At 67.8% G+C, this 25064-nt stretch carries 21 protein-coding genes; 4 read left to right on the plus strand and 17 right to left on the minus strand.

Features of this window, described 5'->3' with window-relative positions:
* The first annotated feature begins 60 nt into the window (after positions 1-60).
* Together AB0J91_RS08835 and AB0J91_RS08840 are read left to right on the plus strand one after the other, a co-directional pair.
* Positions 61-1323, plus strand: coding sequence for an MFS transporter (locus AB0J91_RS08835; RefSeq protein WP_363865596.1), 1263 nt, complete (start codon positions 61-63; stop codon positions 1321-1323).
* Complete coding sequence (locus AB0J91_RS08840) at positions 1323-3761, plus strand: glycoside hydrolase family 3 C-terminal domain-containing protein (protein ID WP_363865598.1); 2439 nt, start codon at positions 1323-1325, stop codon at positions 3759-3761. Before AB0J91_RS08835 ends, AB0J91_RS08840 begins: the two co-directional genes overlap by 1 nt.
* Positions 3762-4030: 269 nt before the next feature.
* Here the strand turns inward: AB0J91_RS08840 and AB0J91_RS08845 are convergent, their stop codons facing one another.
* The 7 genes from AB0J91_RS08845 to AB0J91_RS08875 all read right to left on the minus strand — a co-directional run bounded on the left by AB0J91_RS08845 (position 4031) and on the right by AB0J91_RS08875 (position 13420).
* Entirely contained in the window at positions 4031-4744 is a 714-nt protein-coding gene (locus AB0J91_RS08845) for a maleylpyruvate isomerase family mycothiol-dependent enzyme (protein ID WP_363865600.1), read from the minus strand.
* Positions 4741-5562, minus strand: coding sequence for a fumarylacetoacetate hydrolase family protein (locus tag AB0J91_RS08850; RefSeq protein ID WP_363865602.1), 822 nt, complete (start codon positions 5560-5562; stop codon positions 4741-4743). Before AB0J91_RS08850 ends, AB0J91_RS08845 begins: the two co-directional genes overlap by 4 nt.
* A complete protein-coding gene (locus tag AB0J91_RS08855) occupies positions 5559-6635 on the minus strand; it encodes a cupin domain-containing protein (protein ID WP_363865604.1) in 1077 nt (358 codons plus the stop codon). Before AB0J91_RS08855 ends, AB0J91_RS08850 begins: the two co-directional genes overlap by 4 nt.
* A 20-nt stretch (positions 6636-6655) precedes the next feature.
* The gene (locus tag AB0J91_RS08860; RefSeq protein ID WP_363865606.1) at positions 6656-8344 is read right to left on the minus strand and encodes an AMP-binding protein; all 1689 of its coding nucleotides are present in this window, start codon (positions 8342-8344) and stop codon (positions 6656-6658) included.
* Positions 8337-10397, minus strand: coding sequence for an acetate--CoA ligase family protein (locus AB0J91_RS08865; RefSeq protein WP_363865608.1), 2061 nt, complete (start codon positions 10395-10397; stop codon positions 8337-8339). The genes AB0J91_RS08860 and AB0J91_RS08865 overlap by 8 nt, the downstream gene beginning before the upstream one ends.
* Positions 10394-11974 (minus strand): FAD-dependent monooxygenase, encoded by a 1581-nt coding sequence (locus AB0J91_RS08870; protein ID WP_363865610.1) that lies wholly within the window; start codon positions 11972-11974, stop codon positions 10394-10396. The genes AB0J91_RS08865 and AB0J91_RS08870 overlap by 4 nt, the downstream gene beginning before the upstream one ends.
* 135 nt (positions 11975-12109) lie before the next feature.
* Positions 12110-13420, minus strand: a complete 1311-nt coding sequence (locus tag AB0J91_RS08875; RefSeq protein WP_363865612.1) for an aromatic acid/H+ symport family MFS transporter — start codon at positions 13418-13420, stop codon at positions 12110-12112.
* A gap of 189 nt (positions 13421-13609) precedes the next feature.
* On the opposite strand from AB0J91_RS08875, the gene AB0J91_RS08880 reads away from it, so the two are divergent.
* Entirely contained in the window at positions 13610-14440 is an 831-nt protein-coding gene (locus tag AB0J91_RS08880) for a PaaX family transcriptional regulator C-terminal domain-containing protein (protein ID WP_363865614.1), read from the plus strand.
* Positions 14441-14551: 111 nt separating this feature from the next.
* On the opposite strand, the gene AB0J91_RS08885 is transcribed toward AB0J91_RS08880, so the two are convergent.
* The 9 genes from AB0J91_RS08885 to AB0J91_RS08925 all read right to left on the minus strand — a co-directional run bounded on the left by AB0J91_RS08885 (position 14552) and on the right by AB0J91_RS08925 (position 23245).
* Positions 14552-15082, minus strand: coding sequence for a cupin domain-containing protein (locus AB0J91_RS08885; protein WP_363865616.1), 531 nt, complete (start codon positions 15080-15082; stop codon positions 14552-14554).
* A gap of 32 nt (positions 15083-15114) precedes the next feature.
* Positions 15115-16047 carry a 3-keto-5-aminohexanoate cleavage protein gene (locus AB0J91_RS08890; protein ID WP_363865618.1) on the minus strand — a complete coding sequence of 311 codons (933 nt, stop codon included), beginning with the start codon at positions 16045-16047 and terminating at the stop codon, positions 15115-15117.
* A 78-nt stretch (positions 16048-16125) separates the two neighbouring features.
* Positions 16126-17301: an MFS transporter gene (locus AB0J91_RS08895; protein WP_363865620.1), complete on the minus strand. Its 1176-nt coding sequence runs from the start codon at positions 17299-17301 to the stop codon at positions 16126-16128.
* A gap of 259 nt (positions 17302-17560) precedes the next feature.
* On the minus strand, positions 17561-18505 hold the full coding sequence (locus tag AB0J91_RS08900; RefSeq protein WP_363865622.1) for a LysR family transcriptional regulator: 945 nt from the start codon (positions 18503-18505) through the stop codon (positions 17561-17563).
* An 80-nt stretch (positions 18506-18585) separates the two neighbouring features.
* Positions 18586-18867: a hypothetical protein gene (locus AB0J91_RS08905; RefSeq protein WP_363865624.1), complete on the minus strand. Its 282-nt coding sequence runs from the start codon at positions 18865-18867 to the stop codon at positions 18586-18588.
* A gap of 197 nt (positions 18868-19064) precedes the next feature.
* Positions 19065-20315 carry an FAD-dependent monooxygenase gene (locus tag AB0J91_RS08910; RefSeq protein ID WP_363865626.1) on the minus strand — a complete coding sequence of 417 codons (1251 nt, stop codon included), beginning with the start codon at positions 20313-20315 and terminating at the stop codon, positions 19065-19067.
* Positions 20316-20344: 29 nt separating this feature from the next.
* Positions 20345-21412: a maleylacetate reductase gene (locus tag AB0J91_RS08915; RefSeq protein WP_363865628.1), complete on the minus strand. Its 1068-nt coding sequence runs from the start codon at positions 21410-21412 to the stop codon at positions 20345-20347.
* Complete coding sequence (locus AB0J91_RS08920; RefSeq protein ID WP_363865630.1) at positions 21409-22350, minus strand: intradiol ring-cleavage dioxygenase; 942 nt, start codon at positions 22348-22350, stop codon at positions 21409-21411. Before AB0J91_RS08920 ends, AB0J91_RS08915 begins: the two co-directional genes overlap by 4 nt.
* A 97-nt stretch (positions 22351-22447) precedes the next feature.
* The gene (locus tag AB0J91_RS08925) at positions 22448-23245 is read right to left on the minus strand and encodes an IclR family transcriptional regulator (protein ID WP_363865632.1); all 798 of its coding nucleotides are present in this window, start codon (positions 23243-23245) and stop codon (positions 22448-22450) included.
* Between the two features lie 202 nt (positions 23246-23447).
* Here AB0J91_RS08925 and AB0J91_RS08930 point away from each other — a divergent pair, with 202 nt between their 5' ends.
* The gene (locus AB0J91_RS08930; RefSeq protein ID WP_363865634.1) at positions 23448-24536 is read left to right on the plus strand and encodes an alcohol dehydrogenase catalytic domain-containing protein; all 1089 of its coding nucleotides are present in this window, start codon (positions 23448-23450) and stop codon (positions 24534-24536) included.
* 10 nt (positions 24537-24546) lie between these two features.
* On the opposite strand, the gene AB0J91_RS08935 is transcribed toward AB0J91_RS08930, so the two are convergent.
* Complete coding sequence (locus tag AB0J91_RS08935; protein WP_363865636.1) at positions 24547-25008, minus strand: MarR family transcriptional regulator; 462 nt, start codon at positions 25006-25008, stop codon at positions 24547-24549.
* Between the last annotated feature and the right edge of the window lie 56 nt (positions 25009-25064).

Below are 25064 nucleotides of genomic sequence, written 5' to 3' on the forward strand. Positions count from 1 at the left end.
ACTCGGCTTTGGCGTCAGGATCTCCGATCAGCGCAACGATGCGAACTTCCTGGAGGCGTCATGGTGGAGTCCTACGCGGGCACCGAGCGAAGACTCGAACCCGAACGGGCGAGCGCGGCGTTCGTCGCCGTCTACGCGCTCGCCTACCTCGGACTGTGGGTGGCGCTGCTGACGCCGGTCGTGGTGAGCCTGGCGGTGCGCGTGCAGCAGATCGACCCCGACGGCAAGGAGGGCAGCCTCGCGCTGGTCACCGGGGTCGGGGCGCTGCTGGCGCTGGTGGCCAACCCGTTCTTCGGCCACCTCAGCGACCGCACCACCTCCCGGTTCGGGATGCGCCGCCCGTGGCTGATCGGCGGCGCGTTGGCCGGAACGCTCGGGCTCGCCGTGGTCTCGCTGGCGCAGGACGTTCCCGTGTTGCTGCTCGGCTGGTGCCTTGCCCAGGCCGGGCTGAACGCCGTGCTGGCCACGCTCACCGCGCTGCTGCCGGACCAGGTGCCCACCGCGCAGCGCGGCCGGGTGTCCGGACTGCTGGGCATGGCGATGTCGGCGGCCATCGTGCTGGGCACCTTCCTCGCCCAGGCGCTGCAGAACTCGTCGTTCTGGATGTTCATGGCCCCCGGCCTGGTCGGCATGGTGCCCGCCCTGCTGCTCGCCGCGATGCTGCGCGACCGCCGGCTGGAACCGGGCTCGCAGCCGCGCTACGACGTCCGCGAGTTCGCCCGCGGCTTCTGGGTGAACCCGGTGCGCCACCCCGACTTCGGCTGGGCCTGGTTGAGCCGGTTCCTGCTGTTCATGGGCGTGGCCACGCTGCTGACCTACCAGGCCTACTACCTGACCGACCGGCTGCACGTGCCGGAAGGCGAGGTGGCGCGGCTGGTGTTCGTGGCGACGCTGGTGCAGACCGCGTTCGTGGTCGCGGGGAGCAACGCCAGCGGCTGGCTGTCCGACCGGCTGGGCCGCCGCAAGATCTTCGTGCTGAGCTCGGCGGTGGTCTTCGGGCTCGGCCTGCTGGTGATCGGCCTCGCCGGTTCGTTCTCGACGTTCCTGGTGGGCATGGTGCTCACCGGCCTCGGGCAGGGCGTCTACCTGGCGGTCGACCTCGCGCTGGTCGCCGACGTGCTGCCCAACCGGGAGACCGACGCGGGCAAGGACCTCGGCGTGTTCAACATCGCCAACGCGATGCCGCAGTCCCTGGCGCCGGCGATCGCGCCGGTGTTCCTCGCCGTCGGTGGTGGCGGCAACTACTCGGTCCTGTTCGGCGCCGCAGCGGTCTTCGCGGTCGTCGGTGCGCTGAGCATCCAACCTGTCAGGAGGGTTCGTTGATGTCCACGGCCGATCTGCGGGCGCGGGTGCGCGCGCTGTCGCTGGAGCAGAAGGTCCGGCTGCTCACCGGTGCCGACTTCTGGTCGCTGCACCCCGAACCCGCCGCCGGGCTGCGCCGGGTGGTGGTCTCCGACGGTCCGGTCGGCGTGCGCGGCGAAGCCTTCGACGAGCGCAGCACCTCCGCCAACACGCCGAGCCCCACTTCGCTGGCGGCGTCCTGGGATCTCGAGCTGGCGCATCGCGTCGGGCGCCTGCTGGCCGCCGAGGCGCGCCGCAAGGGCGTGGACGTGCTGCTGGCCCCTACCGTCAACCTGCACCGAACGCCGTACGGCGGCAGGCACTTCGAGTGCTTCAGCGAGGACCCGCTGCTGACCGGTGAGATCGGTGCGGCCTACGTGCGCGGTGTGCAGTCCGGCGGGGTGGCCGCGACGGTGAAGCACTTCGTGGCCAACGACTCCGAGACCGATCGGATGACCGTCGACGCCCGCGTCGACGAGCGGGCGCTGCGCGAGCTCTACCTGGCGCCGTTCGAGCACATCGTCCGCGAGGCCGGGCCGTGGCTGGTGATGGCTGCCTACAACCGCGTCAACGGCACCACCATGACCGAGCACGCCCTGATCGAGGAGGTGCTGCGCGGCGAGTGGGGGTTCGACGGCGTGGTCATCTCCGACTGGTTCGCCACCCGTTCCACCGACGAGGCCGGTCGCGGCGGTCTCGACCTGGCCATGCCCGGGCCGGAAAGCCCCTGGGGGCAGCAGCTCGTCGACGCGGTGCGCGACGGCCGGGTGGCCGAATCCGATGTGGACGAGAAGGTGCTGAACCTGCTGCGGCTGGCCGACCGGGTCTGCGCGCTGGACGGCGCCGAGCCACCGGCCGTGGCCGCCGACCGGCCCGAGGTGGTCCTGCGGCACGCGGCCGCCGCCGGATTCGTCCTGGCGCGCAACGAGGGCGACCTGCTACCGCTGAACACCGCGGGCACGCGCAGGATCGCGGTGCTGGGACCCAACGCCGCCGCTGCTCGCACCCTCGGAGGCGGCAGCGCCAGCGTCTTCCCGCCCTACACCGTCTCGCCGCTCGACGGGCTCCGCGCCAAGTTGGGCGCCGACGTGGAGGTCGTGCACGCCCGGGGCGTTCGCTCCACCGAACTGCTCGCCCCGGCATCGCCGGAGCTGGTCACCGACCCCGAGACCGGGCAACCCGGCCTGGCGGTCCGGTTCCTGGACGCCGACCGCGCGCCGATCAGCACCGAGCACCGCAACAGCGGCAAGCTGATCTGGATGGGCTCGTTCGGTCCCGACGTGCCCGTGGAGGCCGTCGGTTTCGTCGAGGTCCGGGGCGTGCTGCGCGCCACCGAGACCGGCGCCCACCGGATCGGTGTGGCCGGAGCCGGGCACTTCACCTTGGCGGTCGACGACCGGCCGCTGATCGACGGGGTGCTGGAGCTGCCAGGCGGGCCGGACCCGATCGAGGCGATGGTGCGCCCACCGCAGCGCACCGCCGAGGTGCAGCTCAGCGCCGGGCAGGAGGTGGAACTCGTGCTGACCCACCGCGTCGAGGCCGACGCCATCGGCACCACCTTCACCCTCGGCCTGGAAACCCCGGCGCTGCCCGAGGAGGACGAGCTCGCGCACGCCGTCGAGCTCGCCGCCTCCGCCGACGTCGCGGTGCTGGTGCTGGGAACTTCCGACGAGAGCGAGAGCGAGGGCTTCGACCGCGACACCCTCGCGCTGCCGGGACGCCAGGACGAGCTCGTGCGCCGGGTCATCGCCGCGAACCCCCGGACGGTGGTCGTGGTCAACTCGGGCGCGCCGGTGCTGCTGCCGTGGGCGCAGGAGGTCCCGGCCGTGCTGCTGTCCTGGTTCCCCGGCCAGGAGTTCGGCAACGCGCTGGCCGACGTGCTCACCGGCGACGCCGAACCCGGTGGCCGGCTGCCGGTGACCTGGCCCGCCGCCGAAGGCGCTCCGCTGCCGAGTCCCGTTCCCCAATCCGGTGCGCTGGAATACGCCGAGTCCATCCACATCGGACACCGCGCGTTCGAGCGCAGCGGGATCGAGCCCGCGTTCTGGTTCGGCCACGGCCTCGGCTACACGACCTGGGCGTACGAGGAAGCCGAGGTCCCATCCGAGGTAGTCGAAGGAGCGGACGTCACCGTACGGGCCCGGTTGCGCAACACCGGGCAACGCTCCAGTCGTGAGGTCGTGCAGGTTTACCTGTCCCGGAATGGTGAGGTGGAACGTCCGAAGCACTGGCTCGCCGCATTCGCCACCGTCGAAGCCGCACCTGGCGAGTCGGTCGAGGTGCCGGTTCGCATCCCGGCCAGGGCGTTCCAGCACTGGCAGAACGGAACGTGGCAGGCCGAGCACGGACTTTTCACACTCCGCATCGGGCGCTCGTTGGCCGAGCTGCCTCTCGCTACCGAGGTGGCGGTCAAACCGTGATAGCGCGCCAGGGGGTCCGTGCCGTCCGGTACTGGCCCCCTCGGTCTGATTTCCGAGTCACATCACGTCACTCTGATTTCTACCGGATTACCGGTTGAACGCCCTCCCCCTCTGCCTGGTGGAAGAGCCTCACAACATACTGGCTGGCGCTGGCGCATCGGACTAGATCACGGATTCACCTGGGCTCGGAACCCGCACTCGCCGAAATACTGCTCCCCGGCCTCGATTCGCACGAGTCCGGGGAGCGGTATTTCGGTGGGACGATGAAATTAGAGCCAGCGGCCGAGTTCCGGGAGGTCTCCGGAGTCCGCCTTGAGACGGCCCGGACCGCGCCCGGAGATCCAGCGAACGAGGTCCACAGCACTCCCCCGCACCACATGCGGGGTCTGGCCGTCGATGTCGACGCGATGCTCGGCGTCCCGGTCATCCGGGCGCAGGAGCAGGGCCGGGCCTTGCCCCTTGCGCTGCCACAGGCCCGTGATGTCGGCCAGCAGCGCGTCGACGAACTCCGGCGGGAAGTCGACGAAGCTTCCGCCGTTGCCCAGGTCGACGGCGTGGATCCAAACCTCACGGGCCCGCATCCACGGCGTCTCGCTACAGGGCACGACCCGGCCTTGAGCCGTGCGCACCTCGTGCTGCCAACGCTCGGCGGGCAGGTCCCGCCAGGAGACGTCGAGGTGGACCGCCGCGTGCTCGGCCAGAGCGCGCAACGCCGAGACACTCAGCGTCGCGCCCTCCTCGATCTCCCGGGCCCGGGACTCCGGCGAGGCGTACATCGGGTTCTCCACCCCGGTCGCGGCCCAGTCGACCAGCCTGGCGATAGCACGGGCGTTGTAGCCCACGTGCGCTACCAGGTGCCGCCTCGACCACCCCGCCAGCGCGGTGGACTCATCGAACTCGGAGTCGCGGAGCTCGGCGAGTTTGCGGGCGAAGTACGCCGAACCCCGCCGAGCCCACTCCAACCGCTGCGCCAACTCCGTCACGACGGTTCCCTGGCGATGTTGACCAGCTCGCCGAGACCGCCGATGCGGGTCACCATCTTGCTCCCGGCGGCGAGGTAGCGCGGGGGCTTGCGCGCGTGGCCGACTCCGCCCGGGGTGCCGGTGGCGATGACATCGCCCGGGTTGAGGGTGAGGATCTCGGAGATGTAGGCGACCAAGTCGGCCGGGTCGAAGACCAGGTCCTTGACGTTGGAGGACTGCATGACCTCGCCGTCGACCTCGGTGACGATCTCCGCGTCCAGTGCGAACTCGTCCGGAGTGACCAGGTACGGACCGAACGGAGTGGTGGCTTCGAAGGTCTTGCCCTGCAACCACTGCTTCGTCCGGTACTGGTAGTCCCGCACGGTCACGTCGTTGAGCACCGAGTACCCCGCGATGGCCGCCTCGGCGGTGGCGCGATCGGCGCTGCGGACCTTCGTGCCGACGACGACGGCGAGCTCGGCCTCCCAGTCGATGGCCTCGGAGACCTTCGGCAGCACAATGTCGTCGGATGGTCCGATCAGCGCTTCCGGGTACTTCGCGAACAGCGTCGGGTACTCCGGTAGGTCGCGGCCCATTTCCAGGATGTGGTTGCGGTAGTTCAACCCGACGCACACGATCTTGCCCGGAGCCGGCACGACAGCGTCAAGATCCGCTTCGGACAGACGGTGCCGTGTTCCGTTCGACGCCGCGGTCTCGCGCCAATCCGAACGGGCCAGCAGGGCGCCCACATCAGCGACCGGGAGCTCCACGGCCTCCTCTCCTTCGACGCGGGCAGCGGCGGTGCGACCGCCCGGCAGGCGCAGCGTGGCCAGCTTCATTCTTCACCTTCCTCGACGAACACTCGCGACTGGTTGAGCCGCTCGAAAATGGGCTGGTCCGAGAATCGGAACAGGTCGAAACCGTCGTCCGAGCGCAGCGACCACTTGGCCCACGACGGCACCACGAACAGATCACCCTTGGCGACGCGCTGCTCGCTGCCGTCGAGGACGACCTCGCCCTCGCCCTCGAACACCTGCCACACCGAAGAACCGACCTCGCGGCGCGGCCTGGTCCAGGCACCGGCACGCAGCCGGTGGAACTCGGCGCGGATCGTGGACATGACGTCCCCGCCGGTGGTCGGGTTGGTGTAGCGCACAGCCGCGTGACCGGGCTCCACCGTGGCCGGCTGGCCTTCGTCCTCCAGCAGCAGCTGCTCGCGCAACGCAGCATCGGTGTGCTCCCACCGGTAGGCCGCGATGGGCGAGTTGGGCAGATCGTCCAGTCCCGACAGCGGGCGCAGGCCTGGGTGCGCCCACAGCCGCTCCGAACGCGAGATCCGCGGGGTCGCTGGGTCGGTGACCTGCTCGGACCCGAATTCGAAGAACGACGTGTCGGTGTAATGCACGAACGGGATGTCCAGCCCGTCGATCCACGCCATCGGCTGGTCGGTCTCGTTGTGGTGGCCGTGGAAGTTCCAGCCCGGTGTCAGCAGGAAGTCGCCCCGTCGCATCGCCACCGGATCACCGTTGACGACGGTCCACACGCCCTCGCCCTCCACCACGAAGCGGAAGGCGTTCTGACTGTGCCGGTGCTCGGGAGCGACTTCCTTCGGCCCCAAGTACTGGATCGCCGCCCACAGCGTCGGCGAGGCATACGGCGCCCCGCCCAGGCCCGGGTTGGCCAACGCGATCGCCCGACGCTCGCCGCCGCGACCCACCGGAACCAGGTCACCGGCGCGCTGCGCCAGCGGGTACAGCACGTCCCAGCGCCAGACGTGCGGGACCGCCTTGGGGTTGGGCTGCTGCGGCATCAGGTCGCCCAGCTGAGTCCACAGTGGATTAAGGTGTTCGGTGGCGAAGTCGGTGTAGAGCTTCTGCAGCTCGACCTCTTCGGTGCTTTCGGTGGCGGTCATTGCATGCCTCCTCGAATCTTTCACGCACCCACCGCGTCAGCGGCGGATTTCTGGTGCTCATCGGCCAGGCGCCGGGCGACGTCGAGGCGGAGCTCCTTCTTGTCGATCTTGCCGACCTTGGTCGTGGTGATCGCGTCGACGATGATCAGCTTCTCCGGGAACTTGAACTTGGCGACACCCGCGTTCTCCATCACCTGGTGCACGTCGGACAGTCCGACGTCGTGACCGGGCTTGGCCACGACGTAGAGGCAGACGCGTTCGCCGAGGTCCGGGTCGGGCATCGCGATGGCCGCGGCCAGGCTGACGCCGTCTACTTGATAGGCGAAGTTCTCGATCTCCTCAGCGGAAATGTTCTCCCCACCTCGGTTGATCATGTCCTTGTCGCGGCCCTCGACGACGAGATTGCCATCAGCACGCAGCCGGACGATGTCGCCGGTGCGGTACCAGCCTTCGGGAGTGAAGGCGCGGGCGTTGTGCTCGGCGGCCTTGAAATAACCACGCGGTGTGTAGGGCCCGCGGGTGAGCAGCACGCCGGGTTCACCGATCGGTAGTTCGTTGCCCGTCTCGTCGACGACGAGCAGTTCGTCGTCGGGGCACATCGGGCGTCCCTGGGTCGTGCAGACCACGTCGTCGGGATCGTCGAGGCGCGTGTAGTTCAGCAGTCCCTCGGCCATGCCGAACACCTGCTGCAAGGTGCAGCCGAGCACCGGACGGACCCGGCGCGCGACCTCGTCGGCCAGCCTCGACCCGCCGACCTGCAGCAGTGTCAAGGAGCTCAGGTCGTCGGTGCTGTCTTCGGCGCGGTGGTCCAGCCAGCGTTGCGCCACCGCCGGCACGACCGCGGTGGCCGTCACGCCCTCGCGCTCGATCAGCGGGAACGCCTTGGCCGGGTCCGGCGAACCCACGACCAAGCGGCCGCCGCACAGCAGCGCGCCGAGCAGGCCCGGGCAGGCCAGCGGGAAATTGTGACTCAGCGGCAAGGACGCGTAGTAAACGGTGTCGGCGTCGAAACCGCAGACCTCGGCGCTGCGCTTGGCGTTGTAGACGTAGTCGTCGTGGGTGCGGGCGATGAGCTTGGGCAGCCCGGTGGTGCCACCGGAGAGCAGGAACACCGCCACCGCGCGGCTGTCCGGCCGGTGCCGGTCCAACTCCGCGCGATCCGGAACCGACTCCGGAGCGGCGCACAACGCGCCCAGGTCGACGTTGCCCTCCGCGACCGACTCACCCAGCACGAGCAGGTGGCGCACCGAATGCGACTCCTCGGCGATCTCACCCGCCATGGCCTGGTGGTCAAAGCCCTTGAGCACATCAGGCACGGCGATGGCCACCGCCTCGGAGTGCTCGGCGAGGTAGGTCATCTCGTGCTTGCGGTGCCCCGGAAGCGCCATAACCGGGATGACGCCGATGCGCAGGCACGCGTAGGTCAGCACCACGAACTCGACGACGTTGGGCAGCTGCACCAGCACGCGGTCGTCAGACCGCAGGCCGAGTCCGAGCAGCCGCTCGGCGGTGGCGTCGACCCGCTCGGTCAGCTCGCGGTGGGTGAGCCTGCGCTCGCCATCGACGAAGGCGAGCGCGTCGGGCACCTGGCCGGCGACCTCGGCGAGGTGATCGGCCAGGTCACGTCCCTCCCAGTAACCCTTCTCGACGTAGCGCTGGGCGAACACGTCCGGCCACGGCACCACGTCGCGCCAGGTCGGTTCAGGCATTGCGGTCCTCCTCCGTGCGGACGACGACCGCGTCGAGCGCGACGAGGCCGTCCGTGGTCAGGCGGAGCGGGTTGATCTCGATCTCGGTCACCTCGGGGTGCGAGGTGAGCACCGCGGCCAGCGCGGCGACGACCTCGCCGAGCTCCTGCGGGTTCAACTCGGGCCCACCGCGCCAGCCGCGCAGCAGCTCCTTGCCGAGCAGTTCACCGGGCATCTCGGCGGCTTCGGCGGCCGTGACCGGGGCGAGCCGAACCGCGACGTCACCGAGCGCTTCAGCAGCCGTGCCGCCGAGGCCGACCAGCACGACCGGCCCGAACACCGGGTCGCGGTGCGCGCCGACGACCAGGTCGACACCACTGGGGGCCATCGCCTCCACCAAGTACCCGGTGGCTCCGATCGCCGCGTGGATGGCCTCCAGCGCAGCGTCCAGCTCGTCCGGGGTGCGCACGCCGAGGTGCACTCCACCCACGTCGGTCTTGTGCAACACGGTGGCGTCGAGCAGCTTGACCGCCACCGGGCCGCCCAGTTCGGTCAGCGCGCGCTGCGCTTCCTCCCGGTTCGCACATGCGCGCCGGGGTAGAGTGTCGATTCCCAGTTCTGCCAGGTAGTTCTTGGCCGCGTGCTCGTCCAGGAGCCCGCCCGGCAAGGCCGACACCTGTCGCTCGACGGCCGTGCCGGTGCGGAACTGCCGCCGGGAGTCGGCGACGAGCGCGCGCAGGGCGTTGGCCGCGGCCGTCGGTGTCGCGAAGGCCGGAACGCCGGTCTTGTGCAGCTGGATGCGCTGTTCGGCAGCCTCGTCGTCCAGCCCGCCCAGCGCCACGACAGCGGGCACGTCGGCCGGCAGCTCGGCGTCCTGCAACGCGGTCACCAGGTCGACGCTGTCGGGTTCGGTGAGCGCGTAGACCACGACCGCATCGATCGCGTCGTCGCCCGCCACGGCACCCAGAACGGCCGGAAAGCTCTTGTCCGGGCGGCCAGTGTCGACCGGGTTGCGCTGGAAGGTCAACGGCGGCAGCAGTTCCGAAAGACGGCCCTGCGTCTCGGCGGCCAGCTCTGGCGTGGCGACCTCATCGGCGCCGGCACGGTCGGCCAGCAGCAGGCCGGGGCCGGCTTGCGCGGTGACGATACCCAGCCCGGGGTCGGCCGCAGGGCGAAGCCGCACGCGCGAGAGCGCGGTCAGCGCGTCGACCAGTTCGCGTTCATCGTCGACGACCACCGCTCCGGCCTGCGCGACCGCGGCCCGCGTGGTGCGCCACGAGGTCGCCAGCGCACCGGTGTGCGACTGGGCGAACTCCGCGACGTCGCTGCGCCCGACCACCAGCGCCACAACGGGTTTCACCTCGGTGAGCCGTCGCAGCGCCCGCACCAGGCGCGGGCCGTCCGGTACCGATTCCAGGTGCAGCGCCACCGCCGTGGTCTCCGGGTCGTCGACCAGGTACTCCAGCACGTCGGCGGCGGTGACGTCGACACCGGTGCCGATGCCCACACCCAGGCTCACCCCGTTGCCCGCGTTGGTCAGCTCGAACGACAGCGCGTGGTTGATCCCGCCGCTGGCCGCCACCACCGCCACTCCCCCGGCTGGCAGCTGACGCGCACCGGGCACGAAACTGGCCGTCAGGCCCCGGTGGGGCACGAAGAACCCGGAGGTGTTGGGGCCGAGCAATCGGATGCCGGTCTCCTCGGCGACGCGGCGCACCGCGTCCTCGTGCGCCTGGCCCGCCTCACCGGCCTCGCCGAATCCTCCGGCGCAGATCAGCGCAGCCCGGCATCCGGCAGCGGCGGCATCGGCGAGCGAGTCGGCGCACGCCGCAGCGGGCACGCACAGCACCGCGAGGTCCAGGCGCGCCGAGCTGTGCTCGGCGGCTTCGCGCACCGAGGCGTGCAGCCCGCTGTCCGGCTCGGGGTTGCGGGAGTTGACCAGCGCGAGCTCACCGGTGAACCCGGTCAGCGAGCGCGCCATGACAGCGCCCAGCTTGGCGCTCTGCCGCGACGCGCCGACCACCACGATCCCGGATGGCGCGAACAGCGGTGTCAGGTCGGTGGTTTCGCTCATGAACTCGTCTCCGTCGTGGAACCGACCAGATCCGCTCGGCCGGAAAGCAGCAGGGTCAGCGCTCGGTCCTCGTCCAGCTCGTCCTCGACCACCAGCGCGGGCACCTGGTGGTGCAGCCGCGCCTGCTCGGCCAGCAGCGCTCGGGTGAGCTTGTTCCCGGACCGCACGGCCACCAGGGACGGTGGCTGCTCGCCGCCCAGGGCGTCCGCGAGTTCGGTGAACCGCTCCGGCAGCCCTGCTTCGTCTTCCGGAGCGTCCAGCCACAGAGCCCAGTCGCCCTCACCCGGCCGTGAGGACAGCAAAATCCCTTCCGCCCCCTCGACAACGGTCCCCGACGGGGTTTCGCGGAGGTCGACCCGGCGACCGCTGAAGGCCTGGTTCCCGACGCGCAGCGGGGTCTCCAGCGGGTCGGCGCCGTTGCGCTCGCGCCAGTCGCGTTCGACGCGGTCGACGAACTCCGGGTCGCGGCGGGCCAGCTTGTCGCGGCCGATGCTGCGGGAGAAGAAGTGGAAGCCGAACTGCGTCGGGTGCAACGCGTCGTGGTAACGGCCGAAGTGCTCCCACCAGGACAGGCTCGGGCGGGCCGCGCCCTGGATCTTCTCCACCGACGGCCTGCGCACGGCTTCGTACTCGTCGAGCGCGGTCTCCAGGTCCTCGGAATGTTCGGTGACGCTGCGGGCGAGCGCGATGGCGTCCTCCATGGCCATCTTGGTGCCCGAGCCGACCGAGAAGTGCGCGGTGTGGGCGGCGTCGCCGAGCAGGACGACGTTGCCGGAGTGCCAGCGCCCGGTGCGCCAGGTGCGGAAGTTGCCCCAGCGCGAGTTGTTCACCAGCAGCCCGTGCCCGTCGATCTGCTCGGCGAAGAGCTTCTCCAGGTACTCCCGGGTCTTCTCGTCGCTGGCACCGGGCGGCTGGCTGACGTCGAACTCGTCGAGTCCGGCCGCGCGCCAGGTCTGCTCATCGGTCTCCACGATGAACGTGCTGATGTCCTCGCTGATCGGGTAACCGTGCACCGCGAACGTGCCGTGCGGACCGTGCTCGTGGACGAAGGTCAGGCCGTCGAACATGTAGTCCGTGCCGAACCAGATGAACTTGGCCGTGGCGACGTCCACCTTCGGCGCGAGGGCGTCCTCCAAACCGGTCCGGAAGCGGGAGTTGGCGCCGTCGGCGGCGACGATGAGGTCGTAGTCCGCCAGCTCTTCGGCGTCCGAGATCTCGGTGCAGAAGCGCAAGTCCACACCGACCTCGGTGGCGCGGTCGCGCAGCAGGCCGAGCAGCTTGCGGCGGTGAATGGCCGCCATGCCGTTGCCCCCGAAGGACATCCGCTCACCCTTGAGGCGCACCTCGATCTGATCCCAGTGCCGGCCGTGCTCTTCAAGCCCGCGGCGCAGCACCGGATCAGCCTCGTGAATGCCCGCCAGCGTCGCGTCGGAGAAGACGACGCCGAACCCGAAGATGTCGTCGGGACGGTTCCGTTCGAAGACGGTCACGTCGACGGTCGGGTCGGCCTGCTTGATCAGCGTCGCGAAGAACAGCCCGCCGGGGCCGCCTCCTACGCACGCGATCCGAGAAACCATGGAAACCTGCCTCCACCTTGAGGGCTTCGAATGACCACATTGTGTGCCACTTACTCAACGACCGTCAACTGAATGACACGTATTTTTCGGCCGAGGTCGTCGGCCCGCACCACGCAGGACGGGCCGACGACGTGCTCACGCGGCTTGTTCGGCCCTCGCCTGCAATCGTGCCCCGGATGCGGCGCCGCGGCGCGGCAGCAGCAGCACGACCAGCGCTCCCACAGCGGCCGGAATCGCGAACGCGTAGAAGTTCCACGCGGCGTTCGCCCCGGACGACATCAGGATTCCGCCGAAGGTCGGGCCGATGATGGCGCCAACGCGGCCGATGCCCAAGGTCCAGCCGAGCGCGGTGGCGCGCACCTCCGCCGGGAAGTGCATCGCCACGTAGGCGTTGACCAGGATCTGGGTGCCGACCGTTCCGAACCCGGCCACAGCGACCAGCGCGTACATGACAGGTGCCGAACTCGGCACGCTGAGCAGGTAGATCGACACGGCCGCCGCGAGGAACGCCGCGAGCGTCACCGGGCGCATCCCGACGCGGTCGCCGATCGGCGCCACCAGGATCGTGCCGACGATCGCCCCGACGTTGAGCACCACCAGGAACAGCAGCGAACTCGTCAGCGGATACCCGGCGGACTTCATGATCTGAGGCAGCCAGGTGTTGAGCCCGTAGACCAGCAGCAGCCCCAGGAAGCTCGTCAGCGCGAACAGCAACGCCGGCACCAGGTACCGCTTGCTCATCAGAGTGCTGATCCCGGAACGTCGTGGGCCCTGCTGCTCGCCCGGTTCCGGCAGCGCCACGCCCAGGCGCTCCGCCGTGCGCGCCGCCTCGGCGTCGCGCCCCTTCGCAACCAGGAACGCCAGCGATTCCGGCAAGGCGCGCATGAGCACCGGGACCAGCAGCAGCGGCACGGCGCCGAGCCAGTACATCAACCGGAAGCCGTAGGTGGGCATCAGGCTCAGCGCGAGCACCGCGGCCAGCACACCTCCGACCGAGTACCCGGAGAACATCAGGGCGTTGTTCAGACTCCGGCGGTGCGGAGCCGAGTACTCCGCGGTCAGCGCGATCGCGGTGGGCATCACGCCACCCAGGCCGAGCCCGGCCAGCAGCCGGAACACGCCGAACAAGGTCGCATCGGGGGCCAACGCGCAGCCCACCATGGCCAGCGAGAACCCGGTGACGCCGAACAACAGCACCTTGCGCCGACCGATCAGGTCGGTGACCGCGCCCGCGATCAGCGCCCCGGCAAGCATGCCCACCAAGGCGTAGCTGCCGATCGCGCCGGCCGAAGCGGGGGTGAGCCCCCACGCCTCATGCTGCAGCAACGCCGGGAGCGTGGCGCCGTAGACGATGAGGTCGTAACCGTCGAAAACGATCACGGAGAAGCACAGGCACAGCACCATGAGCTCGGTGCGACGGGCGCCTGGCGGGGATTGCGGCTTCATTGCCTTCTCCAAGCCTGTCGGGATTGTCCAGGTGAGGTGCTCCCGAGTATGTTTCGCTTCACGCACGCCCGTCAATAAAATGGCACGAATGAATCGAGTCCGGCCAGCCGCCGCGCACCGCGCGCGAATCGAGGACGGTCGTACTGTGAGATAGTCGGCCCACCGGGCTGACCAGCAGGAGGAGGAGCGGTGAGACCGAGGTCGATCGTGTTTGACCTGTTCGGCGACTACGTGCGCTACCGGGGCGGTGCGGCTCGCCTGCGGACGCTGAGCGAGCTCATGTCCTGCTTCGACGTCGGCGAGAGCACCGTGCGCGTGGTCCTGGCCCGGCTGCGCAAGGAGGGCTGGTTCGACTCCTGGCGCGAGGGCCGCGAGACCGTGTACGGACTCAACGACAAGAGCCTGCACCTGCTCGACGAGGGCCGATCCCGCATCTTCGACCGCGTCCGCAGCGAGTGGGACCGGCACTGGTACATGGTCATCTACTCGGTGCCGGAGTCCGACCGCGGCGTGCGCGACCGGGTCCGCAAGGAACTGGCCTGGCTCGGCTTCGGACCGCTGGCCCCGTCGACGTACGTGTGCCCGCACGACCGCCTGCAGCAGGTGCGCGAAAGCCTCGCCGACGAGCCGGCCCTGCGGCTGGACACCTTGCGCTGCCAGTCCGGCGGCCTGCCGGTCGACCGCGAGATGGCAGCGCGCTGCTGGGAGCTCGACGAGCTCAACGAGGACTACCGGGAGCTGCTGCGGACCTACCGCAAGCGCATGCCCGCATACCGGGCGGGTCGACTCAGCCCACAGGACGCGCTCGTGGAACGCATGCAGCTGACCTACGACTACCGGAAGTTCCCCTTCCGGGACCCGGACCTGCCCACCGAGCTGCTACCCGCCGGCTGGCTCGGACGCGAAGCCCACGATCTCTTTCTCGAGGCGCACGAGCTGCTGCGAGAGCCAGCCGAGGAGTTCTATGACGCGATCGCCGGCGCCCGCGTTTCAGCTACGGCCCATGACGCCGGAGCCTGACCGCATGCGCCAGCATCGCTCCCGACATCCGCACACTCCACCGCGCTAGCAAGATCTGTTACCGGCGCAACACGACGAAGGAGACCGGCGGTCGATTGGCTGTTGCCCTTCTCAGGCGATCGTCCCGCCCACGAGGACGAACATGACGGTGCACGGTGCCGTGGAGCGGTTCGACCACAGGTGACTTGTTCCTCGCTGGACGAGCACGTCGCCTGCGGTCATTCGCTGCTCCTCCTCGTCGAGGACGGCCCAGATCTCGCCGCCGAGAACGATCGCGTAGTCGAGCGAGGCCGTGCTGTGGAACAGCCGTGTCCGCGTCTCCTCGTCCACGGCCCATTCCGTATCCGGTGGGAACTCCACCACGCGGAAAACGGAGCCAGCAGGCGGCGGCGAAATCTCGAACGGCCCCGTGAGGCCGTCTTGGGGCTCCCCCGAGTTGTCAACCGGAACGCTATCGTGGCGCCAGAAATCGGTCACCACGAACCCGGGGCAGTCCGCGACGACTTGCCGGTGCGGGCTGAGAGCGTCGTCTGCGAACACCGATCGTCCTTCCCCATCGACACCCGTGACCAGTCGACGGAATCGGCGAGTGTGCGGGGCAGGCGTGACGAGTACGTCGGCGAGGGGAATGTTCTCGGCCATGATTGCCTCCATGATCTGGGGACTGTAAGTGTTCAGGCAGGCTGGGAAACGAGACTCTTGAGCCCGAGGATCTCGCGAGCTTCCTCGGGAGTGGCGGGCTCGTGCCCGAGTTCCCGAATGAGTCGCACGGCTCGCTGAACGAGCTGCAAATTGGTCGCGCGTTCCCCACGGCGGTAGTTGAGGTTGTCCTCCAATCCGACTCGGACATGCCCACCGAGCAGGATCGCGTGAGTGGTGGCAGGCAACTGATTGGCGGCGATGGCCGACACACAAAGCTCGGACCCGTCGGGGAGTTCGTCGACCATCTGATGAAGCACTCGGGGGGTGTAGGGCAGGGCACCCTGGAACGGCTTGTCGAGACCCAGCACCACATTGATCCAGTACGGCTGCGCGTCGAATCCCGATGCGATAAGCCGTTTCGTGTCCTGGGCGATGTTCGCGGTGCTCATGACCTCCCATTCGGGCTTGATTCCGAGTTCGGTCATGCGGGCGGCCAACTCGTCGCACTCCTGCGGCGAGGTCTTGCAGAGCAGCTCGCGGCCGCCGGCGGTGACAACGAAAGTCTCGGCGTCGAAAGTGGCCATCTCTGTGTGTGGCGCCTCGAGGCCCTTGAGTCGTTCGCTGAAATCGATCCGGAGTTCTCCGGTGTCGTACTGCTTGATCATGTCCCCGCTAACTCCGCCACCCGTGGAGTTGTTGATGACGACGTCAGTCCGCTCACGGACGGCCTCGTTGATCGCTGCGTAGACATCGGGATCACAGGTGGCCTGGTCATCGGCCCGACGAGCGTGGATTGCGGCGACGCTAGCTCCTGCCGCGACGCACTCTGCGATCTGGTCCGCGATCTCACCAGGCTGCGTCGGCAGGTGAGGGTTCTGCTCCTTGGACGCCATTCCCCCGGTGGGGGCAATCGTGACGATGACCTTTCGCTTGGCGATGTCCGACTTGCTGGTGGACGAAGGCATGGAGTCGACCTACTTTCGAATTTGGGTGCCGTTTTCAGAGCAGGGGCGTGCTGCACGATGTCGCCGCGCTGTTGATACTCACGCGGTGGTGGCCTCGGAGATGGCGGCTGATACGACGGCGCGGCTTCCGTAGGTGGGTCTGCGCGGAAGCGCCAGGAATACGACCGCTCCAGCGGTCAGCATCGCTGCGACGATGAGAAGGGCTCGGTGGTAGCTCCCGGTGCTGTCGAAGAGTGCACCGACCCAGATGGGGCCGATCGACACCGCCAAGGTGAACAACGCATACACGATTCCGTAGATGAATCCGTACGCGCGGAGTCCGAAGTAGTTACCGCAGAGCAGCGCGATCAGGTCGGCCTCAGCCCCAAAGCAGACGCCGAGCAAAAGGGCAGAGACCGGAGCGGAGGCCGTCCCGCCGAGCGCCAGGGAAGCTGCACCCACGGCCGCGACGACGAACATGGGAGTGGCGACGAACGGGGCCGGGAACCGGTCGAGCAGGTAACCGACGCACAGCCGACCGAGGATGACTCCGACCCCGATCACGCTGGCGATCGTGGCCGCCGTTCCCGGGGAGAGCCCAGTGTCGGTCAGCATCGGAAGCATGTGCGGGATGAGCGCCGGAACGGAGGACCCCACTAGCAGGACACCGAAAAGCAGGATCCAGAAGGTCCTCGAGCGGAACACTTGCGAACGGGTCATCCCGTCGAGCTCATGGGTCGGTGTGCCGTCCCCTGCAGGCACGGCGTCCATCCGGCCGAACATCACGAATGGGAAGGCCAGCAACGAGAGTCCGGCGAGCGTGAGGAAGCCGAATCGCCATCCGGCCGAACTGACGACAGCCGTGACGAGCAGTGGGAGCACCATGGCCGCGACCCCAAGACCGGTCAGCGCGATGCCGAGTGCGAGCCCGCGAGCGGCATGGAACTTGGAGTTCACCGCCTTGGTGTAGACCGCTGATGTGGTGCCTGCGCCGAGGACGCCTGCTAGCGCGAAGAGCACCGCGAACAGGGTGAGGCTTCCACTGAGCTGGCTGAGAAGCACCATTGAGATGGCCAGTCCTGGAATCGAGACCATGGCGACCCGGCGGGGACCGTAGCGATCCAGCAGCCAACCCAGGGGCGCGGCGACGATCACGAGGGAGACCGTGGTGTAGAAGAATGCGGAGGAGATCTGCGCGCGGCTCCAACCGAATTCCTGGTGGAGCGCCCCGGCGAAGGAGCCGAGACTGTAGAAAAGCAGGGCGGTGACTCCCACTGCGGAGCCGACGGCCGCTGCCGTAAGCGTGGAGGCACCACGCCGGAATTCTTGCGTTCGAGAGAGTAGAGCCATTGCATGACCTCGCTGTCAGCATGGGCGCGACACCGAGAAACACGGGCCGCTGTGCCATCGGCCGCGTGCACCGGGTTTCGCCATCTCAGAGACCGGCCGTGGCCCCTGGCGGTGTGTGACACAGCCGACGGTAGAGGGCAAGACTCCACACGACTAACAATGCTTATCGAAGAGATGTATCGACTCAGTCGATGTGTTTCTGCGACAGCTCCGTCGCAACGCGAGCGAGCTCTCCCCTCAACCACTGATGCGCCGGATCGTTGGCGCTCCGGGCGCCCCAGAGCATGATCATGCTTATGGGGCGGAGACTGATTGGAAGCTCGACGGTGCGCAGGTGGTGCCGTACCTCCGATGCCTGGAGGAGTCTTTCCTGGACGAGGCACAGCAGTCGAGTCCCCCGCAGCATCGACGGCGCCAGGGTGAAGGTCTGGATAGTGACCTGAACGTTCCGCAAGATCCCCTGGCCGTCGAGTTGACGCTCGGCCGAGGACGGAAGTGCGCCGATGTTGACCGCGAGGTACGGCTGCTGGCTGAACTCGTCGAGCGTGAGCGATGCGCCTACGTCGGAGTTCTCGGCATCTACGACCGCGACGTACCGGTCGCGAAAGAGCAGGTCGTTCGGGAACTGCTGATGCGCGGGATAGACGTCCTGAGGCAGCACCAACAGATCGGTGTCACCACGCTCCAACCGGCCGGCGAAGTCGCTGTGCACGGATTCGATGGCGAGATGCATTCCCGGGGCCTCGACCGCCAGGCGGGCGATGAGAGGCCGAAGGAGGACCGTGGCGACGTAGTCGTTCGCGGTGATCCGGAACTCCCGATTGTCCTGCATCGGATCGAATGCCGCGTTGGCCGAGAGCAGCGCATCGATCTGGCCGATCACCTCCCGCAACGGCCCCACCAGTGAACGCGCAAAAGGAGTCGCGGTGAGGCCGCGGCCACTCTTGATCAGAATTTGATCTCCGAACAGTCGACGTAGTCTGGACAGGCTTGCGCTCATCGCCGACTGCCCGCAGTGCAGCCGCTCGGCCGCGCGCGTCACGCTTCCCTCGGAGAGCAGTGCGTCGAGGGCCACGAGGAGATTCAGGTCAACGTTGCGAAGGTTGACCTTCGAGGGTTGTGTGTTCACTTTGCTGGCCTTTCCAAGTCCATGCACACGCAGCGCCAGGACAAGGTTAGGTACTGAAGTCGCGTTTGGCCCACCCCGGCTTAATGACCCGGAAGAAGTTCGAAGGTGGCCGCCAAGCGATCGACATCTGCCCCCGCTAGCCCCTGCAACAAGTCCGACTCCAACGGCGCCACCTCGCGCAACACCGGCTCAATCGAGGCTTTGGCGCGTGCAGTGGGTTCGAGCACGACGCTGCGGCCTTCTTCAGCGTGCGGTACTCCGCGCCAGCGCCACTTCCTCGGCTGAACAGCACGAACGAGCACGGAAAGAATCTCGAAACCCGATCTCGTCATGCCATGACGACCCAAGAGCTCGTCGCCCAATACGCGCGATGCGAAGGAGGCGTGGGAACACTCCGGCCGCGGAGACATCCACGTTTGGAAATAGCCGCTCCCGCAAATGCTCTGCAGCTACTGTTCGTGTTACCACCAGCCATGAGCCGCCGAGGCAAAGCGGGTTGGCCGAGAGAACAGCCAACTACGGATCGCAAGCAGCCAATCACCGCGATGGCCTTACCAGCTCAGCCACCGTTATTCTCCTGTACGGCAGAGCCTTTCCTGGAAAACGCACGAGGCCCTGTCTTGTCGTCGTTCGCGAGCACCGCCTGCTTCGCCTCGGCCTGCGCGTCGTAGCTGTAGAGCCAGTCGCTGTGGCGAAGCGGGTCCTGGCCCGCGAATGCGTCGTCTCGTGCTTCCTGGTCAGGTCCGTCGGGCAAGTGGTTGACCTCGGACCGGCTGTGGCTGGCCTGCTGAACCTGGGCGGTTCGAGGCACTCGCACGCGGTCGTACGCCGTCAGTGCGGTCGGCCAGTCACCCGCCAGCTCAACACTCGCCGCTAGTGCCGCGGCATCCTCAATGGCTTGCCCCGCTCCCTGGGCGAAGAACGGTAGCATCGGGTGCGCAGCGTCACCGAGCAGGACGACGCGATCGTAGGTGTATCTCGATATCGGTGTGCGGTCGAGAACCGACCAGCGTCCCACCTGGGTGACCGCTTCGAGGAGTTGGCCGACCATGCCATCCCACCCTGCGAACTCCGCTTGGAAGTCCTCGGCCTTGCCTTGCGCCGACCACGACTCGACTGTCTCGCCCGGCTGTGCCGGGGTGAACGCCACCACGTTGATCGTTCGTCCTGCCGAGACCGGATAGTGCACCAGGTGCCGTCCCGGCCCGAGCCACAAGGTCTGGGTCGGTGAAAGGAATTCTTCGGGGAGCCGATCTCGGGGAATCATGGCGCGCCACGCGCACAGTCCGGAGTCGCGTGCCCCGAGCTGCCCGATCAGCTGCCTGCGTACGGCTGAGTGGATTCCGTCGGCAGCGACGAGAACTTCTCCCTTCGTAGAGGCGCCGTTGGCAAATGTCACGGTGACACCCGAGGACGATTGCTCGATGTTGGTGCACTGATGACCGAGGTGGAGGCTGTCCTTGTCCACTGCCGCCAGGAGCGCGTCGAGTAGGTCGGCCCGGTGGACGAGCCACGCAGCTTCACCGTAGAGGCTCTCGCATTCGTCCATGTCCTGCGCGAGGAGGATCTGCCCGTTATGCCAGCGCCGGAACTGCCATCCCGTGCGCACCTTCAGCGCCTGCTGCTGGAGCATTCCCATAACGTCGAGCCGGCGCAAGAGGCGTACGGCGTTGGGTGCTAAGACGATTCCTGCACCCACTGGCTGAATTTCGGGTGCCTGTTCGAAAATCTGGACCCGCACGCCTTGCCGCTGGAGAAAGGCGGCGGTGGTCAGACCCCCGATACCGCCACCGACGACGATCGCGTTCATGGTTGTCCTTCTGTCGATTGTGAATTCGCTCAGTCCGCGTCCGGCCGGTCCCCGGCCCAGGCTCGTGTCAGCAACCCGGTCAACGTCTCGGCCGTCACCAGCCGAGGATTGGCGTAAGGGTTGGCCAGAGTAAGCGAAACGATCCGGCTGATGTATTCACGCCGCATTCCCAGTTCCCGCAAGGACGTCGGAGCACCCCAGTCCTGCAGCATGTCCCACAGCTGCAGAGCGGGATCCCCTGCAGCGTCCAGCGCTCGACACAACGCGCTCCGCGCGCCGGGTGCGAATTCCTGGTTGTAGGCAAGGACATGGGGAAGCATCACGGTGTGCGTGGCAGCGTGCGGCAGGTCGAGCGTCCCGCCCAGCCCGTGGCAGATCTTGTGGTGCAGTGACATCGTGGTCGCGCCTAGACACGCACCGCACAGCCAGGCCCCGTACAACGCGGCCGAGCGGGCCTCATTGGCGAGACCGTCAGCCAGAACAAGGGGAATCGCGCCGGCCAGGGCCCGCACGCCTTCCTCGGCCATCAGCGAGATGATCGGCGAGGAGTCAGGCGCGTACAACGCTTCCACTGCGTGCGCCATCGCATTCACGGCGCTCGTCATGGAAAGTCCGGGAGGCAGTGTGGTGGTCAGAGCGGGGTCATAGACGACCGAGGCCGGTAGAACCCTCGGGTCTCGCCCGGTGCGCTTCTCACCGTCTTCGGTAAGGCCCCAGATCGGTGTCATTTCCGAGCCTGCGTAGGTGGTGGGCACGGCGATGATCGGCAGACCGAGTCGCAGGGCGATCGCCTTGCCCAGACCGATAGTCGACCCACCCCCGATCGCGACGCACCCGTCGGCACCCAGTCGGCCCGCCTCGTACCCAGCGCGCTGGGCGACCTCGAAGGGGACATGCATGCGCGCTTCCGCGAAGACTCCCGCTGCCCGAGCGCCGAGTCCGGCTGCTACGTGTTCAGCCAGCTCCCGCTGCTCGGGCGTCGCGAGAACCAACACACGAGAAAGGCCGAGGTGGTCCATTTCCACAGGAATGTCGGCAATCGCGCCGGGCGCGAACCGCACCCGCATCGGCAGTGCCTCGTAGACGAAGCCCCTCATGCGCCCTCCGTCCTGCGGGTCTTCTCGGCCGCGGGGGTGAGCACGCAGTCGAACCGGACCTCGTGGAAGGGGTTGGGAATCGCGAGCGCCGCGGCCCGATCTTCGTCGTCGACTCGGGAAAAGTCTCGGATCAGCGACTCTTTGACCCCGAACACGACGTCGGAGTCAAGATACGGATCATCCGCGTGAAAGATGTGGGTGGTCACGGTCTCGAATCCGGGGGCCTCGACGATGAAGTGGATGTGCGCGGGCCGGTTCGGATGCCGCTCGGTCGCCGCGAGCAGCTCGCCCACCGGTCCGTCGTCCGGGATGGGGTAATACCGGGGGACAATGGTGCGGAACCAGAACTCGCCATTGTCGTCGGAGCGGAAGAGGCCCCGGAGGTTGCGTTCCGGGATTTCGTGCGGTTTTTGGACGTCGTAGAAGCCTTCAGCGTCGGCCTGCCACACGTCCACCGTGGCACCGGGGACCGGGTATCCCTCGATGTCCCTGACCGAACCGGTAACCAGGCAGGGCGTTCCCGTGCCGGTCAGGTTGATGTCCGCCCCGAGTGGACGGTCAGGCGAGGAAACCACGTGGAAGGGGCCGAGGACTGTCTGCTCGGTCGCCTCCCGCACCGCACGATGGTTGATGGTCTCGACCAGCATGGAGACACCGAGCACATCAGACAGCAGGATGAACTCCTGGCGCAGATGATCGCACTTCTGTCCGGTCGCGGTCAGAAATTCGATCCCCGCCTCCCACTCCTGATCGGCGAGCTGGGTTTCCTTGACGAAATCGTGCACGTGCCGCACGAGTGAGGTGAGCACGTGACGCAGTCTGGGATCGGTTCCTGGTCCTAGACTCGACGTGACAACGTCGGCTGACGTCTCCTCGGTGAACAGCGGGCGGCCGCTCGTCGAATCCGCCGCCAGAGACCGTCCTGTAGTCGTGTCCATGCTTCTCCTTGACCTGCTGAATGACCTTCCAGCCAAGGACGCATGTTTCTCGGGACGCGGCGGAGGGCACCACCGCGGTTCCGGCCAGTGGGAAGAACTATGTTCCCGTGAGCTGGGCGCTGATGAGGGGTTGAGGCTGGTGCTGGGACAGTGCCCGCGCGATGCCGAACCCGGCACCGCACACCGCCGGGCTCCACTTGTGCGGGGGCGCCTCGCCAGCGGGCATGACCACTGAGATCGCCGCGACGACCTCCTGTCCTGGGACCGTGATTGGGGCGGCGCACGACACGGCGCCGATGCTCATCTCTTCGTTCGCCAGTGCGAATCCGCGACGACGTGTTTCGGCGAGTTCACGGCGGAGCACCCGCGCCGAAGTCAGGGTCGAGGGCGTGTAGGCGAGCAATTGGCGGGCGAGTATCCGTTCCTGCACCTCCGGCGAGGACGAGGCCAGGAGCGCCTTACCCACCGCGCTGGCGTGCAGCGGCAGCCTCCCGCCGACCCGGCCGATCGTCCCGACCGCGTGGGCAGCGGAGATCTTCTCGATGAGGAGCGCATCGGCTCCGTCGAGCACCGCGAGCTGGACATGCTGGCGGGTCAGGTCGAACAGGCCGTGGAGGAAGGGCATAGCCGTTTCGCGCAAGCCGTAGCTGCGCCGCGACCGGGCGGCGATCTCCCAGAGCCGGATACCCACCGTGTAGTCGCCGTCTGAGGTGCGCTCCAGACCACCCCAGTCCACGAGTTCACCAGCGATCCGGTGCACGGTGCTCGACGGCAGTCCGGTCGCTCGCGACAGGTCGGACAGCGAAAGGCTCACGCGGTTGCCCGCGAAGGCGTCCAGGATCATCGATGCCTTAGCGACGACTGTCCGGCCCGGGACCTCGTTGTTTCCCGACACGGTGGCACCTCCTTGCGCACCACCGTTGTATCAAGAAGCTTGACACTTTGGAAGTCTGGACTTTCCCACTGGACGGGACACCGGTGTCGGCGGCTGCAGTCCAGAGCACATGGTGACGGTCATTGCCGCCCGGGCTCGACGACGAGCCACCCAGTGAGAACAGTGAGGTCGACTGGTGTCCACAACGATGAGAGCAGCCCGCATGCACCACGTGGGCGAGCCCATGGTCCTGGAGGACGTACCCAAGCCGGTGGCAGGTGGGTCCGATGTCGTCGTGCGGGTCGAGGCGTGCAACATCGTGCCCAACCTCGCCAATATCCTTGCCAACTGGACCACCTGGTTCCCGCAGAACCCCTTGCCAGCCCTTCCAGCGATCTTCGGCCTCGACCCGGCCGGCGTGGTCGAGCAGGTAGGCCCGGACGTGCACGAATTCGCACCCGGTGACCGGGTCTATGTGAATCCGGGCAGGCACTGCACTGGCTGCCCGGCATGCCGCCGAGGGGAGCACATCGATTGCGAGAGTTTCGCGTTCGCCGGTTATTTCGGCTTCACCGCCACGGCGACGCGGCTGCTGGACCGCTACCCCTACGGGGGCTTGGCCGAGTACCTGCTGGCCCCCAAGTACAGCCTAGTCCGACTTCCGGAATCGATCAGCTTCGAGCACGGCGCCCGCTTCGGCTATCTGGGCACCGGCTACTCCGCACTGCGCAAGGCACGCGTCGGGGCGGACACGACGATCCTGATCAACGGCATCTCCGGGACGCTCGGACTAGGCGTGGCACTCTTCGCGCTGGCGCTGGGCGCACCCCGGATCTTCGGCACCGGCCGCAACCGGGAGTTGCTGGCACGTGTCGAGGCACTGGCTCCTGGCCGGATCGAAACGCACTCAACTCTCGACGGCCCAATCGATACCTGGGTCAAGGCGCGGACCGGACGCGGTGTGGACACCTACATCGACGCCCTGGGACCAGGCGCGCCGCACGAGGGCATCATGCAGGGCATGGCCTCGTTGCGTCGAGGAGGTAGGGCCGTCGACGTCGGGGCGACTGCCGGGATGGTGCCCTTCGACGTGCACCACATGATGGACCAGCAGCTGACCTTCCAGGGCTCGGTGTGGTTCACCGCGGGCGAGGGCCAGCACATGGCGCAGCTCGCCGACAGCGGTCAGGTCGACCTGTCGGTATTCGAGAACGTTAGCTTTCCGCTGGAGAAGGTCAACGACGCCGTCTCCGGCCTGGAGAACCGCCACGGCGGATTCAGCAATTTCGTCATCACCCCCCAGGCCGGCTGACCGGGCGGAGTTACGCCCCCGCGGTGAGCGAGTCCGAACACCGGCGGAGCAGGCTAACCAGCGTTACCTGCTCCGCCTCGGACAGGTCGGCGAACATGCGCCGCTCGAGTTCGTCGGCACGGTCGTCGCACTGGCGCAGACACTCCCGCCCGTGGTCGGTGAGGAAGATCCGAAGCTGCTTGCGGTGGTGAGAAGCGGCTTCGCGCCGAATCAGGCCCTTGCGTTCCATTGCGCCCACCATCTGATTCATCGCCTGTGCGGAAATGAACGACAACCGGGCCAGCTCGGCCGAGGACAGACCCGGCTTGGAGTCCAGTGAACTCAGCGCCGCGTACTGCGGCGTGGTGAGACCGATCTCCATCGTCGCCTCATCGAGATGTGAGCGCACGGCCTGCTCCAAGCGCTTCACGAGATAGGTGGCGCGCGGGCGCGCGGGTGTGAACTCAACGGCAGCAGCAGAAGAAGTCGGCATAATTGACAGAGTATCAACCTCCTTGATACAACTTTCCAGTGTCAAGGTTCTTGATA

The organism is Saccharopolyspora sp. NPDC049357 (genome assembly GCF_040677225.1).
In the GTDB taxonomy this organism is placed as follows: Bacteria; Actinomycetota; Actinomycetes; order Mycobacteriales; family Pseudonocardiaceae; genus Saccharopolyspora.